Annotated in this window: 15 protein-coding genes; 7 read left to right on the top strand and 8 right to left on the bottom strand. The window is 61.8% G+C overall.

Annotated features, from left to right (window positions below; translation table 11 throughout):
• Positions 1–955 precede the first annotated feature (955 nt).
• The 5 genes from NKH52_RS25035 to NKH52_RS25015 form a co-directional block, all read right to left on the bottom strand.
• Positions 956–1,549, bottom strand: coding sequence for a DJ-1/PfpI family protein (locus tag NKH52_RS25035; protein ID WP_013533129.1), 594 nt, complete (start codon positions 1,547–1,549; stop codon positions 956–958).
• A gap of 72 nt (positions 1,550–1,621) precedes the next feature.
• Positions 1,622–2,572, bottom strand: coding sequence for a substrate-binding domain-containing protein (locus NKH52_RS25030; RefSeq protein ID WP_352734713.1), 951 nt, complete (start codon positions 2,570–2,572; stop codon positions 1,622–1,624).
• 54 nt (positions 2,573–2,626) lie between these two features.
• Positions 2,627–3,616, bottom strand: coding sequence for an ABC transporter permease (locus tag NKH52_RS25025; RefSeq protein ID WP_352734774.1), 990 nt, complete (start codon positions 3,614–3,616; stop codon positions 2,627–2,629).
• Positions 3,613–5,205 carry a sugar ABC transporter ATP-binding protein gene (locus tag NKH52_RS25020; protein ID WP_352734715.1) on the bottom strand — a complete coding sequence of 531 codons (1,593 nt, stop codon included), beginning with the start codon at positions 5,203–5,205 and terminating at the stop codon, positions 3,613–3,615. The genes NKH52_RS25025 and NKH52_RS25020 overlap by 4 nt, the downstream gene beginning before the upstream one ends.
• Positions 5,206–5,216: 11 nt before the next feature.
• Complete coding sequence (locus NKH52_RS25015; protein WP_352734717.1) at positions 5,217–5,918, bottom strand: GntR family transcriptional regulator; 702 nt, start codon at positions 5,916–5,918, stop codon at positions 5,217–5,219.
• 177 nt (positions 5,919–6,095) lie between these two features.
• On the opposite strand from NKH52_RS25015, the gene NKH52_RS25010 reads away from it, so the two are divergent.
• From NKH52_RS25010 to NKH52_RS25000, 3 genes are read left to right on the top strand one after another with little or no spacing between them, the layout of a single operon-like run.
• The gene (locus tag NKH52_RS25010; protein WP_352553534.1) at positions 6,096–7,322 is read left to right on the top strand and encodes an iron-containing alcohol dehydrogenase; all 1,227 of its coding nucleotides are present in this window, start codon (positions 6,096–6,098) and stop codon (positions 7,320–7,322) included.
• 16 nt (positions 7,323–7,338) lie between these two features.
• Positions 7,339–8,820 carry an NAD-dependent succinate-semialdehyde dehydrogenase gene (locus NKH52_RS25005; protein ID WP_352734719.1) on the top strand — a complete coding sequence of 494 codons (1,482 nt, stop codon included), beginning with the start codon at positions 7,339–7,341 and terminating at the stop codon, positions 8,818–8,820.
• Between the two features lie 10 nt (positions 8,821–8,830).
• Positions 8,831–9,655 (top strand): alpha/beta hydrolase, encoded by an 825-nt coding sequence (locus tag NKH52_RS25000; RefSeq protein WP_352734776.1) that lies wholly within the window; start codon positions 8,831–8,833, stop codon positions 9,653–9,655.
• 405 nt (positions 9,656–10,060) lie between these two features.
• Here the strand turns inward: NKH52_RS25000 and NKH52_RS24995 are convergent, their stop codons facing one another.
• The gene (locus tag NKH52_RS24995; RefSeq protein ID WP_352734721.1) at positions 10,061–11,557 is read right to left on the bottom strand and encodes an aldehyde dehydrogenase family protein; all 1,497 of its coding nucleotides are present in this window, start codon (positions 11,555–11,557) and stop codon (positions 10,061–10,063) included.
• Between the two features lie 50 nt (positions 11,558–11,607).
• Positions 11,608–11,862 (bottom strand): hypothetical protein, encoded by a 255-nt coding sequence (locus NKH52_RS24990; protein ID WP_352610114.1) that lies wholly within the window; start codon positions 11,860–11,862, stop codon positions 11,608–11,610.
• Here NKH52_RS24990 and NKH52_RS24985 point away from each other — a divergent pair.
• Entirely contained in the window at positions 11,758–12,171 is a 414-nt protein-coding gene (locus NKH52_RS24985; protein ID WP_352610109.1) for a Rossmann-fold NAD(P)-binding domain-containing protein, read from the top strand. The genes NKH52_RS24990 and NKH52_RS24985 overlap by 105 nt on opposite strands.
• Positions 12,172–12,181: 10 nt before the next feature.
• On the opposite strand, the gene NKH52_RS24980 is transcribed toward NKH52_RS24985, so the two are convergent.
• Positions 12,182–13,087, bottom strand: coding sequence for a LysR family transcriptional regulator (locus NKH52_RS24980; RefSeq protein WP_127294331.1), 906 nt, complete (start codon positions 13,085–13,087; stop codon positions 12,182–12,184).
• A 135-nt stretch (positions 13,088–13,222) separates the two neighbouring features.
• On the opposite strand from NKH52_RS24980, the gene NKH52_RS24975 reads away from it, so the two are divergent.
• The 3 genes from NKH52_RS24975 to NKH52_RS24965 all read left to right on the top strand — a co-directional run bounded on the left by NKH52_RS24975 (position 13,223) and on the right by NKH52_RS24965 (position 15,609).
• Positions 13,223–13,945, top strand: coding sequence for a LamB/YcsF family protein (locus tag NKH52_RS24975; protein ID WP_352734723.1), 723 nt, complete (start codon positions 13,223–13,225; stop codon positions 13,943–13,945).
• Between the two features lie 66 nt (positions 13,946–14,011).
• On the top strand, positions 14,012–14,245 hold the full coding sequence (locus NKH52_RS24970) for an acetyl-CoA carboxylase (protein WP_013533152.1): 234 nt from the start codon (positions 14,012–14,014) through the stop codon (positions 14,243–14,245).
• Positions 14,245–15,609, top strand: a complete 1,365-nt coding sequence (locus NKH52_RS24965) for an acetyl-CoA carboxylase biotin carboxylase subunit (protein ID WP_352734725.1) — start codon at positions 14,245–14,247, stop codon at positions 15,607–15,609. The genes NKH52_RS24970 and NKH52_RS24965 overlap by 1 nt, the downstream gene beginning before the upstream one ends.
• Positions 15,610–15,611: the final 2 nt, after the last annotated feature.

Raw genomic sequence — 15,611 nt, 5'->3', positions numbered from 1 at the left:
GCGTGTAGCTGGAGGCATGAACTCCCAACCGCAGGGAACGGATTTCGTTCCATGCAACAGGCAACACTACCGCCGGCAGTCAGCGTTCAGACTGCCCCTGGCAGGACCATGGCCTAGCCGCTGAATGACTTGGTCAGGACTGAGCTATGCTTTGGCGGAGGTAGACCCTCGCGCTGCGCCGCATACTTCTGGAACAGTGCAATCTTGTCGGGATAAGTAATCCGGATTTCGCTGTGACACCCCTCGCAGCGATATTTGGATGCAACCTGAAACCAGCGCCCGGGTTTCAGCAAAGCCAATCCGCAACGCGGGCATTTGAATGTCATTTCAAGAGGGCATAGATTCTGACACAGCGGCATTTCGCAGATTCCATAAGAGATATCTAATGTTAGGCAACGGCAGCCGGCCGGAATCGTTCCTAGACGCCGTTCTTTTCGTCAGGCCGATGACCAACCCGGACGCCAGGAGACCATTTCGTTATCCGCGATGCAGATTCACTGGCGCGGCCTGAACTCAAGCGCACCCCGATTTACTGGTGGCGTCGCGCCGTTGCAGCTGTTGACTTATGCCAGCAACTTGAAATCTGAACGAGCAAGCCCGGAGCGCCTCACTGCCTGGGCGCCGATCGAACGACCGTCAGAAAGGTTTTACGAGAACTTGTTCATCGCGTCCTCGTACCGAGCGTGATGGCCTCGGGGCGACGACGGGCCGCACGGTCGACGACACGACCTCTAATCAGGACGCTGAAACAACGCCGCGCGCCAGCATGTCGAACAGCACTGCCGCGATCAGTGAAACAAGAAGGACGAAAAGCGGCGTAACCAGGCGGCGATCCTTGAGCATCTCGCCTATATCGTTGTGCTCGGGAGCCGCGATCCAGACCGAATTTATGGATATGGAGGCGCTGTTGAAGCAACCGACGCATCCCTTGGCGAAATGCGTCGGTTCCAGAAGCTTATGCGTGGCGGATTTCCGTTCCCAGCACCTTCAGACATTCGCGGATGAACGCAGCAAGCGCCGTCCAACCTTTGGCCGAAACCATTGTCCCATCCACATAGGCCTCGGTCGGCGACAGGTCGATATAGGTGCCACCCGCCAGTGTCACCTCAGGCTCGCAGGCGCCGAGTGCTGCGACCTTCTTGCCACGCACCACGCCGTCGACAGCGATCAGGATCTGCACACCGTGGCAGATGGTAAAGATCGGCTTCTTGGCCTCGTGGAAATGGCGCACGATCGCCTGCACGCGCTTGTCGGTGCGGATGTATTCCGGGCCGCGGCCGCCCGCGCAGTAGACGGCATGATATTGATCGAGCTGCCTCTCGGCTTCCGAGAAAGTCTTGTTGATCAGCGCATAGTGGCCGAGCTTTTCGGTGTAGGTCTGGTCGCCCTCGAAGTCGTGCAGCGAGGTCTTGATCAGATCTCCGGCGTTCTTGTCTGGGCATACCACGTGGATGGTGTGACCGACGGCTTCCATCGCTTGCTGATAGACAAAGATTTCGTATTCTTCGGTGAACTCACCGGTCAGCATCAGTATCTTCTTGCCTGGCATGGCTCTTCCTCTCAGTGTTTGAGCTAGGCAGTGCGCGGACCGCGCCCTGCCTTTCGGTGAAATCGGATAGGGTTAGAATGGCGAGTCGGGGAAATAGTATTCCTTGGCGTTGGCCTGGGTGATCAACGGCGCGTCGAGCTTGACGGTGCCACGGACGGGTGCCTGGCCGATCAGGTTGGCGACGGTCATGTAGATCGCGGTCTTGATCATCGACGGCGGATATGGCGTCTCGACCGGCGTCATGGCGTCGCCGTCGATCACTTTCTTGACGATGTCCTTCATGCCGTTGCCACCGAGCGCCAGCTTGATATCGGTCCGGCCCGACTGCTTGACCGCCTCGAGCACGCCAAGCAGCATGTCGTCGTCATTGGCCCACACCGCATCGATATGCGGGTACTTGGCCAAATAGTCCTGCATCAGCTTGAAGGCTTCGTCGCTGTTCCAATGCGCGTACTGGACGTCGAGGACTTTCAGATCAGTGCCCTTGATCGTGTCCTGAAAACCCTTGATGCGCTCGTCGTCGATGACGGTCGGAATGCCGCGCAGCACAACGACGTCGCCCTTGCCGCCGAGCTTGTCGATCATGAACTTGGCTGTGTTGGTGCCAACCGCGATATTGTCGCCGGCGAGGTAAAGATCCTGGACGGAGGCGTCTGTCAGACCGCGATCGACGACGGTGATGAACGTGCCCATGTCCTTGATAGCCTTGACCGGCGGAGTCAGCTCTTCCGAGCTGTAAGGCAGGATCACCAAAGCGTCCAACTTGCGGCTGGCCGACAGGTCCTCAAGCGCGCTGACCTGCTCCGCCGCGGACGGCGACGTCTTCACGACCACTTCGACGTTCGGGAACGCGGCGTTGATTTCCTTGGCCGCCGCCTGTGCGTGATAGACGATGCCCGCCGTCCAACCGTGGTCGGCTGCCGGTATCGACACCGCGATGACCTTCTTGTCTTGCGCCATGGCCTGACCGGCCAGCAGCAGCGCGCCAAGTACCGCCGCCGCAATCCATTTTCTACTGAACATTGTCTTCTCCCTTGGACCTACAAGAACGTTGATCCGCGTGGTCCGGACGCGGCGCTATTTCGAATTCGAAAACCGCTGAATGAGCATGGCGATGATGATGATGACGCCCTGAACAGCGGCAACGAGGTATTCGGAGACGAAGTCCGACATCACCATGAGGTTGGCGATGAGCTCCAGGATGACGGCGCCGGCGACTGTTCCCCACACATGGCCCTTGCCGCCGCGCAGCGCGGTGCCGCCGATCACCACGGCTGTGATGACCTGCAGTTCCCAAAGCTGTCCGGTCGTCGGCGTTGCAGCGCCCAGGCGCGGCACGTAGCAGATCGCGGCAATGGCCACGCAGGCACCCTGGACGATATAGGCCACGGTCCGTGTCCTGATCACCGAGATGCCGGAATAACGGGCGACATCCTCATTGGCGCCGACCGCCGCGCATTTGCGGCCGTATTTCATCTTGTACAGGATGAAGGATGCGACCGCGGCGACGGCGACGGATATGAGGATAGGAACCGGGATGCCGGCAACCGTGCCGAAATAGACAGGCCGGTAGGCCTCGCGCAGCGATCGGTCGATCGGTATCGTGCCGCCGTCGGTCAGATAGGTTATCAGCGCCCGGAAAATCCCCATCGTGCCCAGCGTGGCGATAAACGGTTCGATCCTGCCGACCGTGACGATGAGGCCGTTGGCAAGCCCGCACAGCAGGCCGACCAGGATCGCCACCGCCATGCCGGCGGGAATAGCCCAGATACCGGCATGCGGCGCCGCCGTGTTCATGAACATGATGGTGATGCCGGTGATGAAGGCGGCCATCGAGCCGACGGAAAGATCGAGCCCGCCGGACGAGATCACAAATGTCGCGCCGACCGCGATAATGGCGATGAAGGCGCTGCGGGTGATGACGTTGGCGAGATTGGTGGCGGACAGGAAATCGGGGTTGATGAGGTAACCCACGACCAGGAGGACCGCCAGCGCAAGGAAGGGCCCGATGTCGGTCCAACTGACATTGAGATCCAGGGGGCGACGCCTGGGTGCGGATTCGGTCATGACAGCCATTCTGTGCCTCCCTTGGCTTTTGGCCCTGGCTTGGGGCCACTGGTCGCCAGTACCGCCACGTTGCTTTCGGTCATTTCGGCGCCGCTGACCTCGCCGGTGATGCGCCCTTCCCGCATCACCAGGATGCGGTCGCAGATGCCGATCAGTTCCTGCATCTCCGAAGAGATGACGATGCAGGCCTTGCCCTTGGCCACAAGCTCCTGGATGAAGGCATAGATCTGCGCCTTGTTGGCGATGTCGATGCCACGCGTGGGCTCGTCGATAATGACCACCGAAGGATCGGTCAGCAGCACCTTCGCCAGCAGCAGCTTCTGCTGATTGCCCCCGGAAAGCTGGCCCGCTTTGGCGCCGAGGCTCTTCAGCCTGATGTCATATGCCTCCACGGCCTGTTCCAAGGCCTCCGCTTCGCGGCGCCGACCCATCGAGAGGCCCCGATGGAACACACCGAGCGCCGACAGCGTCAGGTTAGGCGCCAGGCGCTCCTGCAGCAGCAGTCCCTTGCCCTTGCGATCCTCGGTCAGGTAACCGACGCCGGCGTCGATCGCCGCGCGCGGCGATTGGAAATGGATCGACTTGCCCTCAAGTTCGACCTTGGCGGCCGCCGGGCGCAGGCCGATAATGCCCTCGAAGAGTTCGGTTCGACCTGCGCCGACCATGCCGGCGAACCCGAGGATCTCGCCTTTGTGGACCGTGAACGACACGTCCTCCGCATAGCCGGGAACGGAGGCGTTCCTCACGCTCAGCATCGGTACATCCGAAGGCGCTGCGGTCCTTTCAGGATAGAGTGCGGCCAGTTCGCGACCGACCATCAACCGCGCCATATCCATCTGGCTCAGCGTCTTGCCGGGATAGGTGCCGACCATCTTGCCGTCGCGCAGAACGGTCACTTTGTCGGCGACCCGTTGCACCTCGTCCAACCGGTGGCTGATATACAGCACGGCGGTGCCGTGAGCCTTCAGTCGCAGGACGATCTCCAGAAGGCGCTCGACCTCGCCACCGGTCAGAACGGCGGTCGGCTCGTCGAAGATAACCAATTTATAGTCGTCAAGCAGAGCACGAGCGATCTGCACCATCTGCCGGTCTGCCAGCGAGACGTCTCGCACCAGTGCCCTTGGCGAGACCGCGCAGCTGATCTGCGCCAGTTTGTCGGCCGCCAGCCGGCGCATGGTGCGGTCATCCACGACAAGGCCACGCGAAAGCTCTCGCCCGAGAAACAAATTGTCGGTGACCGTGAGCCCCTCTGCGAGCAGGATCTCCTGATGGACCAAGGCGATACCGGCATCCTGTGCCTGGCTGGGCTTGGCAAATTTCACCGCGTGTCCGTTCATCGACAATGTGCCATGGCTTGGCTCGACATAGCCGGACAGCAGCCGCATCAACGTCGACTTGCCGGCACCGTTCTCGCCAATGATGGCGTGGACCTCACCGGGCAGGATGTCCAAAGTGACGTCCGACAACACCGTCACCGGGCCGTATTGCTTGGACAATTGCTGGGCGCGCAGCACCGGTTCGAGCGAACCATGCGCATTGCTGGACAACGTGCTCCCGCCCTCCCCGGCGATATTAGCGGCAATGGACATCCGTTCCGACCTCAATCGAATGCCGGGAGCAGGCGATCGCGCGAGTGCTCTATATGGATGCGCATCGCCTTTGCGGCGGCATCGGGATCGGCAGAGCCGAACGCGGCAAGAATCGCCTCATGTTCGTCAAGTGCCTCCTCGGTCACACGTGCATGAAACATAAGGCGGAAGATGTGGAAGTGCGTGTGCTGGTGGCCCAACGTCTCTCGGATGAGTTCGTTTTGAGAAAACTCCAAGATCTTGTCGTGGAAGATCGCATCCTGCCTGGCGAAGTTCGAATAGCGTACGCGATCATCCTTGCCTTCGCGGCGTGACATCACGCCGGCGGCTTCGAGCAACACATTGAACTTGGCCTCGTCCATCATAACGGCGGCCTTTGCGGCGCCATGCGGTTCGAGCAGCAGACGCATTTCGTACAATTCGTCGAAACGGCGCCGGGTGATCTGGGGCGCGGCACGATAGCCGATCAAATGCGTCTTGAGGACGAGGCCTTCGCCTTCGAGCCGGCCAAGGGCTTCGCGGATCGGCGTGTGCGAGACGTTGAATTCCTTGACCAGGCTGTCGACTGTAATACGTGAGCCTGGCGGGATTTTCAGCGCCATCAACTGCGCGAAGATGGCTTCATAGACATCTTCGACGAGACTGTTGGCGCGCTGGATGCGACCAGCTCCAATGGTGGCGTCGCTTGGGTCGGGTAAGTTTGCGGTCTGCATATTTTGCCTCTTGACAGTGAGGACTGCTAACACGATGGTTCCGTCGATGCAATCCTATATCCTATACGATTTCAAAGCGGATATGTTTTAGGGGCAAGAGACACGGTCTTAGACCGTCCGATCCCAAGCCCAGTTCAATGCCTCCGTTTACAGTCAGCCGCCGTCAAAGGACCGATCATGACCCTCTTCGCCGCCCTGCGGTTGCCGCGTGAAATCCTGTTCGGGAAAGGGCAGCGCCATGTGCTGCCGACGGTCGCCGCCCGGTTCGGCCAACGTGCGCTGGTCTGCACCGATGAGCGTTTCGCGGGCACAACGGTATTCGTCGACATCATCAAGTCCCTTCAATCAGCCTCGATCGAAGTCCTTGTGCATGACCGCGTTCTGCCCGACGTGCCACGCGACACGGTCGGCATCTGTGTCGAGGAAGCCAAGGGGTTCAGGCCGGACATGGTGATCGGCATCGGCGGCGGCAGCTGTCTCGATTTCGCCAAATGCGCCACGCTGCTTCTCAGCCATGGCGGCAAGCTCCAGGACTATTACGGGGAGTTCAAGGTGCCGGGTCCGACACTGCCGCTGATCGCCGTACCCACCACGGCCGGCACCGGCTCCGAGGTGACGCCGGTCGCGGTGATTTCCGACCCGGACCGGACGCTCAAGGTCGGCATATCGAGCCCTCACCTTATCGCTGCAGTCGCCCTGTGCGACCCCGAACTGACAATGACCTGCCCCCCTGGCCTGACCGCGATCGCCGGCGCTGACGCTTTGACCCATGCGATCGAGGCCTTCACCGCCATGCGGCGCGGTGAAGACCCCAATCTGCCGCAACAGCATGTCTTCATCGGCAAGACTGCCCTGACCGACCATTTCGCGTTGCTCGCGATAAAGCTGCTTGGCCGGAGTCTGGAGAAAGCCTGCAGCGACGGCACCGATGTCGACGCGCGTGCCGATGTCATGATGGGCGCTCTGGCAGCGGGCTGCGCATTCGGCACCGCCGGAACGGCGGCGGCGCATGCCGTGCAATATCCGGCAGGCGCCCTCACCCACACCGCCCATGGTTTGGGCGTGGCGACAATGATGCCTTACGTAATGACCTATAACAGCCGCGTCGCCGCTGACGAGATGGCAGAGATCGGCGCGGCACTTGGCTTGGAAACGAAGGCGAGAACCACCGCCCAGATGGCAGCCGCCACAATCGAGGAGATCAGGCGATTGTTCGCGGCGATCGGCATTACGCCAACACTGGCGGATCTAGGCCTCCCCGCCGACAAGCTTGACTGGACCGCCGAGCAAGCGCTCGGCATCGACCGCCTGATCAAGAACAATCCGCGTGCCTTCGATCTCGGCACGATGCGACGCCTCGTCCAGGCTGCCCATGACGGCGACATCGCCGCCTGTGTTATGTGAAGAACGGAACAAAGCGATGAATTTGAACGCTCAGCAGCTCGACCAGGATGGCTATGACGTGCGCGGTTTTTCGCACGGACTCTACATCGACGGCACTTGGCGACCGTCCTCCGACGGTCGGCTCATCGATGTCGTCGATCCCTCCTCCGGGGCGGTGATCGCGGCGGTTCCCGATGCGACAGTCGAGGACGCCACCGCCGCCGTCGAAGCCGCGGCCAAGGCGGCCAAAGGATGGCGGGAGACGGCGCCGCGCAAACGCTCGGAAATCCTTCGGCGCTGTTTTGAGCTCATGGTCGAACGCTCCGAAACGCTTGCCATGCTGATCTCGCTGGAGAACGGCAAGGCGCTGCGCGACGCGCGCGGCGAGGTAGCCTATGCAGCCGAGTTCTTCCGTTGGAATGCTGAGGAAGCGGTCCGCATCACCGGCGAGTTCGGCACCGCGCCCTCCGGCAGCAATCGCATCGTGGTCGATTATGAGCCGATCGGAATTTGCGTGCTGATCACACCATGGAATTTTCCGGCCGCGATGGCGACCCGCAAGATCGCGCCGGCGCTGGCGGCAGGCTGCACTGTCGTCCTGAAGCCGGCCAGTGAAACACCGCTGACGGCCTATGCGCTGGCAGCACTCTACAGCGAAGCCGGCGTGCCTGCCGGTGTCGTCAACGTGCTGACTACGACCAGTCCCGGGCCGCTGACTTCGGCCATGCTCGCCGATCCACGCGTCAGGAAGCTGTCCTTCACGGGGTCGACGGGTGTCGGCCGAACCTTGCTCAGCGAGGCTTCAAAGCATGTCATTTCCTGTTCGATGGAACTCGGCGGCAATGCCCCGTTTGTCGTCTTCGACGATGCCGATCTCGACGCCGCCCTCGACGGCGCGATGATCGCCAAGATGCGCAACGCCGGCGAGGCCTGCACCGCCGCCAATCGCCTCTATGTGCAATCGGGAATCCATGATGCTTTTGCCGACGGGCTCCGCAAGCGCATGGCGGCACTTAAGGTGGGAGCAGGCCCGAATGCAGACACAGAATGCGGGCCGATGATCACCAGAAAGGCTGTCGACAAGATCGACCGCCTGGTCAAGGACGCCGTGGGCCGGGGAGCCAAGGTGCTTTGCGGCGGGGCGATTTCGGAGGAAGAAGGATTCTTCTATCCGCCCACAGTGCTGTCCGATGTGCCGCCCGATGCGGAGATGGCGCACGAGGAGATTTTCGGCCCGGTGGCACCCATCACACGCTTCGACACCGAGGCCGAGGCGATCGCACATGCTAACAACACGGAATATGGCCTGGCCGCTTATATATACACACGCGATGTTGGACGGGGCATGCGGGTGGCGTCGGGGATCGAGGCCGGCATGATCGGTCTCAACCGGGGACTGATGTCGGATCCGGCCGCACCATTCGGAGGCGTCAAGCAGAGTGGCCTTGGCCGCGAAGGCGGCCAGCACCACGGCATCGCCGAGTTCATGGAGGCTAAATATATTGCCGTCACCTTCTGAACCGGCAGTCATGTCAAAAGACCCTTTCCGCACCCGCGACCATGTGGCCGATTTTGACGATATCGTGGCCGACATAGTGACTCGCAGCGCGGAAACCCGGGCGAACCTGCCGATGTCGGCTGATATCGCCTATGGCGAGGGCGAGGCCGAGAGGTTGGACCTGTTCTTTCCGCCCGGCGCGCGCAGGGATCTTCCCGTGCACATCTTCATCCATGGCGGCTACTGGCGCATGTTCTCCAGGAGCGACTATTCTTATGTAGCAAACACAGTCACCAAAGCTGGGGCGATCGCGGTCATCGTCGACTATGCGCTGATGCCCGAGTTCAGGATGGCGGCAATCGTCGGCCAGGTCCGGCGTGCCAAACAATGGGTGCTGGACCATATCGTCGACCATGGCGGCGACCCTGCCCGGCTAAGCGTAAGTGGTCATTCGGCGGGTGCGCACCTGGCCACATTCCTGTTTGAAAAGACGCCAATGCCATCACGCATACGTGCGGCGCTGCTGCTAGGCGGCCTTTACGACCTCAAGCCCCTTCAGACGTCCTTCCTCCAGCCGCTAATCGGAATCACCGATGAGGAGGCAGCTGTCTTCACCCCAATGACGCGGTGGCATGACCCGGAGACGGCAGCGACCATTCTCGTCGGAGATCAGGAAACGTCACCTTTTCACCAGCAGGCCGCCGACTTCAGAAAGCGCTTGCGCGCGCAGGGGCACCTTGTCTGCGACCTCCGCCTGAATGACCGAAACCACATGAACAGCGTGCGTGATCTGGGCATCAGCGGCACACAATCTGGCGATTGCCTGATGGCGATGATCGAGGGAAACGGCCTATAGGACGGAAGCTGGGGAAAGCAGAGCCGCTTGACTGCCGGGCCAGACACTCCCGTCACTCAAGAAAGTACCGTCACGGGATCGCGGCACGCTACCGGCATCGGGCTGAGCTTTGCGGCAGGTGAAATCCGGCAGAGGACACAACCGACGATTCCTCATCCTCTTTCTCCACACTGCATGCGAGTGGTGCCGATCGACCATCGCGACGCCCACCGCTCCGTCGGCATCATCACCGCGCGGGGCTATGTGCACCAGTCCTTCTCCGAACAGCTGATGAACCTCATCCGCACCAATTTGCGAACTGGCAAACTGAGCATCGCGCCTTCGGACAGGCACCTTGCACGAGCGCCGAGAATGGTGCGGGACGCCGTCATGGCAGCCCAGCCTCACCTGAATATCAGCGCACCCTCAATCGGTCTGGATCCAGATCGATTTGGTCTCCAGATATTCATGCAGATGTTCGATGCCGCCCTCGCGGCCGTAGCCGGACATCTTCATGCCGCCGAATGGCACCGCCGGGTCGATGGCGTGGTACATGTTGACCCACACCGAACCGGCCTTGATGCGGCGGGCGAGCTTGTGGGCGGTGCCCAGATGGGTGGTGAAAATGCCGGCTGCCAGGCCATAGGGCGTCGCATTGGCCCGTGCCACGGCTTCGTCGAGCGTGTCGAACGGCATCGCCGAAATCACCGGACCGAAGATTTCTTCACGCGCGATGGTCATCTTGTCCGACACCGCGCCGAAGACGGTCGGTGCGATGAAATTGCCGCCGTCGTAGGGCTCGCCGGTCAGTCGCGACCCGCCCGCTATCAGTTCCGCGCCTTCGTCGCGGCCGGCCTTGATATAGCCCACCACCTTGCCGGCCTGCCTGGCATTGATGAGCGGCCCGATTTCGGTTTCCGCCTCGATGCCGTGGCCGATGCGAAGCCTGCCGGCAAACTCGGCGACCCGGCGCACGAATTCGTCATGGATTTCGCGCGCCACGAACAGCCGCGATCCGGCGATGCAGATCTGGCCCGAATGCACGAACACCGCCATCGCAGCGACAGGAACCGCCTTGTCGATGTCGGCATCCCGGCAGACGATGATCGGCGATTTGCCGCCGAGTTCCAGGGAAACGCGCTTGAGGTTGGTCACGCCCGCCCGCGCGATGGCCTGGCCGGTCAGCGTCGAGCCGGTGAAGACGATCTTGTTGACGCCGGGATGTTCAGCGAGCCGCGCACCGGCCTCCGCCCCGGTGCCGGTGACGACGTTGACGACGCCGTCGGGAACGCCGGCTTCCTGCATCAGCCTGGCGATCAGCAGCGGCGTCAACGAGGCATCCTCCGAGGGCTTCAGCACGATCGTGCAGCCGGTGGCGAGCGCCGGCGCGATCTTCCAGATCGAAGCGGCGGTCGGAGCGTTCCAGGGGATGATCGCGCCGACAACGCCCACCGGCTCGCGCCTTGTGAAGCTGACGATCTCGCCGGGGATCGAATTGTCTATGGATTCGCCATGCAGCGCGGTCGCCATGCCCGCATAGAAGCGCAGCATGCCGATGACGCGCCGCCGGTTGGCGAGCGTGCGCGTGATCGGCAGTCCCATGTCGAGAGTGTCGGAAACGCTGAGCTCTTCCCAATGGGTCTCGAAGAGATCGGCGATGCGCAGAAGCACGCACTGCCGCTCATAGGGCGAGAATTTTGACCATGGCCCTTCGAAAGCCGTGCGCGCAGCGGCCACCGCCGCATCGACGTCGGCCGCCGAGCCACGCGGCACGGTGGCCAGCACTTCGCCAGTCGCTGGGTTGAACGCCCGCATCTCCTGGCCGGACTGTGCCGGAATCCACTTGCCGCCGACGAACATCGGCCGGAATTCGCCATGGTAGAGCGCCGTGGCCTTCGCCCGCGGGTCGAAATTCAGCGTCATCCCTTCCTCCTCACAATCCGTGGCGACTATGCCTCCCACGCCGGTCGACCTCAAACAAGGAAAGCTAAAAGGGCGTTCAGATAATCGGACTGTGCAATGTACCCGACTTCCCCGATGGTGGCGTCAATGGAGGAACAGATATGAGACTTGCTGGCAAGGTCGCCATCGTCGCTGGCGGCGGTTCGGGATTTGGCGAAGGCATCGTCAGGAAATTCGTCACCGAAGGTGCGCGGGCCGTGTTGATGGACCGGGATGAGGCCGCCGCGGCCCGCGTTGCTGCCGAAATCGGCGAAATGAGCGGCCAATCACTGGCGACCTCTCGACACTCGCAAGCTCGAAGCGGCGGCAGACCTGGCCCGCTCGGCCTTTGGCGGTCTCGACATACTGGTCAACAATGCCGGCGTGGCCCAGCCGCCCTGGCGCTCGAGACGATGGACGAAGAGATGTTCGACCGGATCGCCAACGGCGGCGTCTCGCCTCGCCCGAATTTGACTTGGTGCAATGCTTCAAGGGCTGGGCGATTGCCGCCACCCGGGCCATGGCCGTGGAACTCGCACCGTTCGGCATCCGCGTCGTCGCCACCATTCCAAGCCTGTGCCATAGCGCCTGCCTGACGGCAGGCGGTTAGCCGCCGCCGCCCATGGTCACGGACATGAAGGCCCGGAAGGCCGCCGCTGCCGGTTCGATTGATCTGTCACGCGACCAGGCCAGGCCGACATCCATAGTGGGGATGGGCTCGACAAGCCCGCGCACTTCGATGCGCTGCCCCTCCAAGGACCAGGGGCGGTAAACCATGTCGGACAGGACAGTGACCCCCATGCCGGCAGCCACGAGCGACCGCACGGCCTCGACCGAACTGGTGGTAAGGACGGCGCGGAGCGAAAGCCCCGCGGCATCCCAGTAACGGGCGGCCGTCGTACGTGCCTCGTCAACCGTCAGCATGACATAATCTTCCGCCGCCACATCGGTGAGGCTGATTTCCTGTCGCGCGAGCAGGTGATGATCAGCCGAAAGCCAGAGCCGGCGGTTCGACCGCATCAAGACCTCCTGCGCCAACTCCTTGGTGTGCTCCAGGTTCGACACCAGCATCACGGCCATGTCGATGTCCCCGCACATCAACCCGCTTTCGAGAGCGTCTCGGGGCAGTTCCAGCACCTCGACCTCGATCTCGGGATAGGTCTTTCGAAACCGGGCGTAGTGGCGCGACATGTAGTAGCCGACGACCGTGTAGGTCATGCCCAGCCGCAGCTTGCCCGCCAGGCCTTTCCTATCGCGCAACGGGCTTCGGACGGCGGCAGCGACGGCCCCGGTGATAACCCGCGCATGTTCAAGAAACCGCGCGCCCTCCATCGTCAATCTTACGCCAGCGTGGTTACGCTCCAAAAGCCGTACGCCCAGGTCAGCCTCAAGCGTCTTTATCGCCGCAGTGACCGCCGATTGCGAGATGTTGAGTTCCACCGCAGCATGACTGACCTGTCCGCTCTCGGCGGTCGCGATAAAATAATCAAGCTGTTTCAAGGTGATGGTCATGGTGCGCTCCGGCCCAGAACCATTATCTGTTTTTTTTATATGACAATCAATAAACTACTATTTCACAAACGCCTTCGCATGCGCAAAAAATGCTGCAACGCCGCAAAGACGGCAGCTTCGAGGGGTAACAATGCGATGGCGGTGACGCTAAACTGCGACATGGGCGAAAGCTTTGGCCTCTACAAGGTTGGCGATGATATAGGCATGATGCCCATCATCGACGTTGCCAATGTCGCCTGTGGTTTCCACGCTTCTGATCCGGATCACATGCACGCCGCCGTCCGCAGCGCCAAGGCGAGTGGCGTCAAGATCGGCGCCCATCCAGGCTTGCCCGACATTCAGGGTTTCGGCCGGCGCGAGATGCGGATGACCCGCGAAGAAGTCAGGAACACCATCATTTACCAGGTGGGAGCGCTTGCCGGCTTCCTCAAGGCCGAAGGTGTGGAACTCCACCACATCAAGCCGCATGGCAGCCTTTACTTCATGGCCATGCAGCAGGAGGCAATCGCCCATGGCGTGTGTGACGCCGCAGAGGTTTTCGGCGTACCCCTCTTCGGCATGACGGGCACCCTGCATGAGAAGATCTATCAAGAGCGCGGTATCCCATTCGTCGCCGAGTTCTATGCCGATCTCGACTACGATGCCTCCGGCAAGCTGATCTTGACACGCGTTCATGACGCCAAGGATCCCGCAGAGATGGCCGAGCGGTGCGTACGCGCCATCAGGGAGGGCGAGGGCACGGCAGAGGACGGCAGTTTCTTCCCCGTACGCTGCGAAACCATCTGCGTGCATTCCGATACGCCGAACGCCATCGAAATAGCCAGAGCCGTGCGCACCGCAATCGCCCCCTGGCACTGAACTCGACCGAACCCGCCCGCGCGGGCGGTTCCAAATTAGTCTGTCCGCAGTTTTCCGGAGCTTTTTATGGCCCAGATTCTTTCGCCTCTTCCCGGCACTTTTTATCGGAGCGCTTCGCCAGACCAGCCGCCCTACAAGGCGGATGGGGACGCGGTTTCCGCCGGAGACGTAATCGGTCTCATCGAAGTGATGAAGTCGTTCCACGAAGTGAGGGCCGAGACGGCCGGTACGAACATCCGCTTCATTGCCGACAATGAAGACCCCATCATGGCCGGCGCACCTATTGCGGATCTCGACTGATGCTGAAAAAGCTTCTGGTTGCCAACCGGGGCGAGATAGCGGTCAGGATCATCCGGGCCGCGCAAGATTTGGGGATCACCACCGTGGCGGTGTATTCGGCCGCAGACGCCGAGTCGCTCCACGTCCAGCTTGCGGACGAAGCGGTCAACATCGGCCCACCAGCGGCAAAGAAGTCCTATCTCAATGTCGAAGCAATTCTGAAGGCTGCCCGCGACACCGGTTGCGACAGCGTTCATCCAGGCTATGGATTCCTTGCCGAGAATGCCGCGTTTTCCGACGCGGTCACAGGCGCTGGATTGGTCTTCGTCGGCCCGTCGGGAGATGCGATCCGGATGATGGGAGACAAGGTCTCGGCGCGATCCGCCGCAGCCGCTGCAGGTGTCCCTGTGGTGCCTGGCTCGGCTGGCCGGGTCGAGGGCCTCAAGGCTGGCCACGAGGTGCTGACCGCAACCGGTTTTCCGGTGATGATCAAGGCGGCGGCAGGCGGCGGCGGGCGGGGCATCCGCATCGCCAACTCGCTCGCCGAGTTCGAGCAAGCCTTTCCTCAAGCCGAAGCAGAAGCCCTCGCCGCCTTTGGCGACGGTGGCCTCTACATGGAAAAGGTGATCGGCAAGGCCCGCCATATCGAGGTGCAGGTGCTGGCGGACGGAAGCGATGCCATCCACTGCTACGAGCGGGAGTGCTCACTGCAGCGGCGACGCCAGAAGGTTTGGGAGGAGGCGCCGTCGCGCGCACTTTCAGACAGGCTGCGCGAGGAGCTCTGCGCTTCGGCGGTCGCTTTGGCCAAGGCGGTCAAGTACTCTGGTGCCGGCACGGTAGAGTATCTTTATGACGATGAAGCAGATCGCTTTTACTTCATCGAGATGAACACCCGTATCCAGGTCGAGCACCCGGTCACCGAAGCGATCACCGGCATCGACCTCGTTGCGGAGATGCTTCGCATCGCCGGCGGCGAGAAGCTGCGGATCCGGCAAGGCGATGTCTCCGTCAAGGGGCATGCGATCGAAGTCCGGCTCAATGCCGAAGACCCGGCGAAGGAGTTCGCTCCATTCCCGGGGCAAGTGGCCGAGCTTCGCATTCCCGGCGGTCCGGGCGTACGCTTCGATTCGATGCTTTACCAAGGCTATCAGGTGCCGCCCTTTTATGACTCGCTGCTTGCCAAGCTGATCGTGCATGCAGAGACGCGCGAGGCGGCGATAGTGCGCCTGATCCGCGCGCTCAACGAGTTGAAGATCGGCGGGCTCAAGACCACCAAGCCGCTGTTTCTTGCGCTGGCCGCCGATCCGGCGGTGCGGGCGGGAGACGTGCATACCCGCTGGCTGGAAGGCTGGCTCATCGAAAACGCCGCAACATTGGCGGGTTAAGG

Origin of the sequence: Mesorhizobium sp. M1066, assembly GCF_040318635.1 — a bacterium.
Classification (GTDB): domain Bacteria; phylum Pseudomonadota; class Alphaproteobacteria; order Rhizobiales; family Rhizobiaceae; genus Mesorhizobium.
Note: the sequence above shows the minus strand (reverse complement) of the source record. Positions and strands in the feature narration are given on the sequence as shown.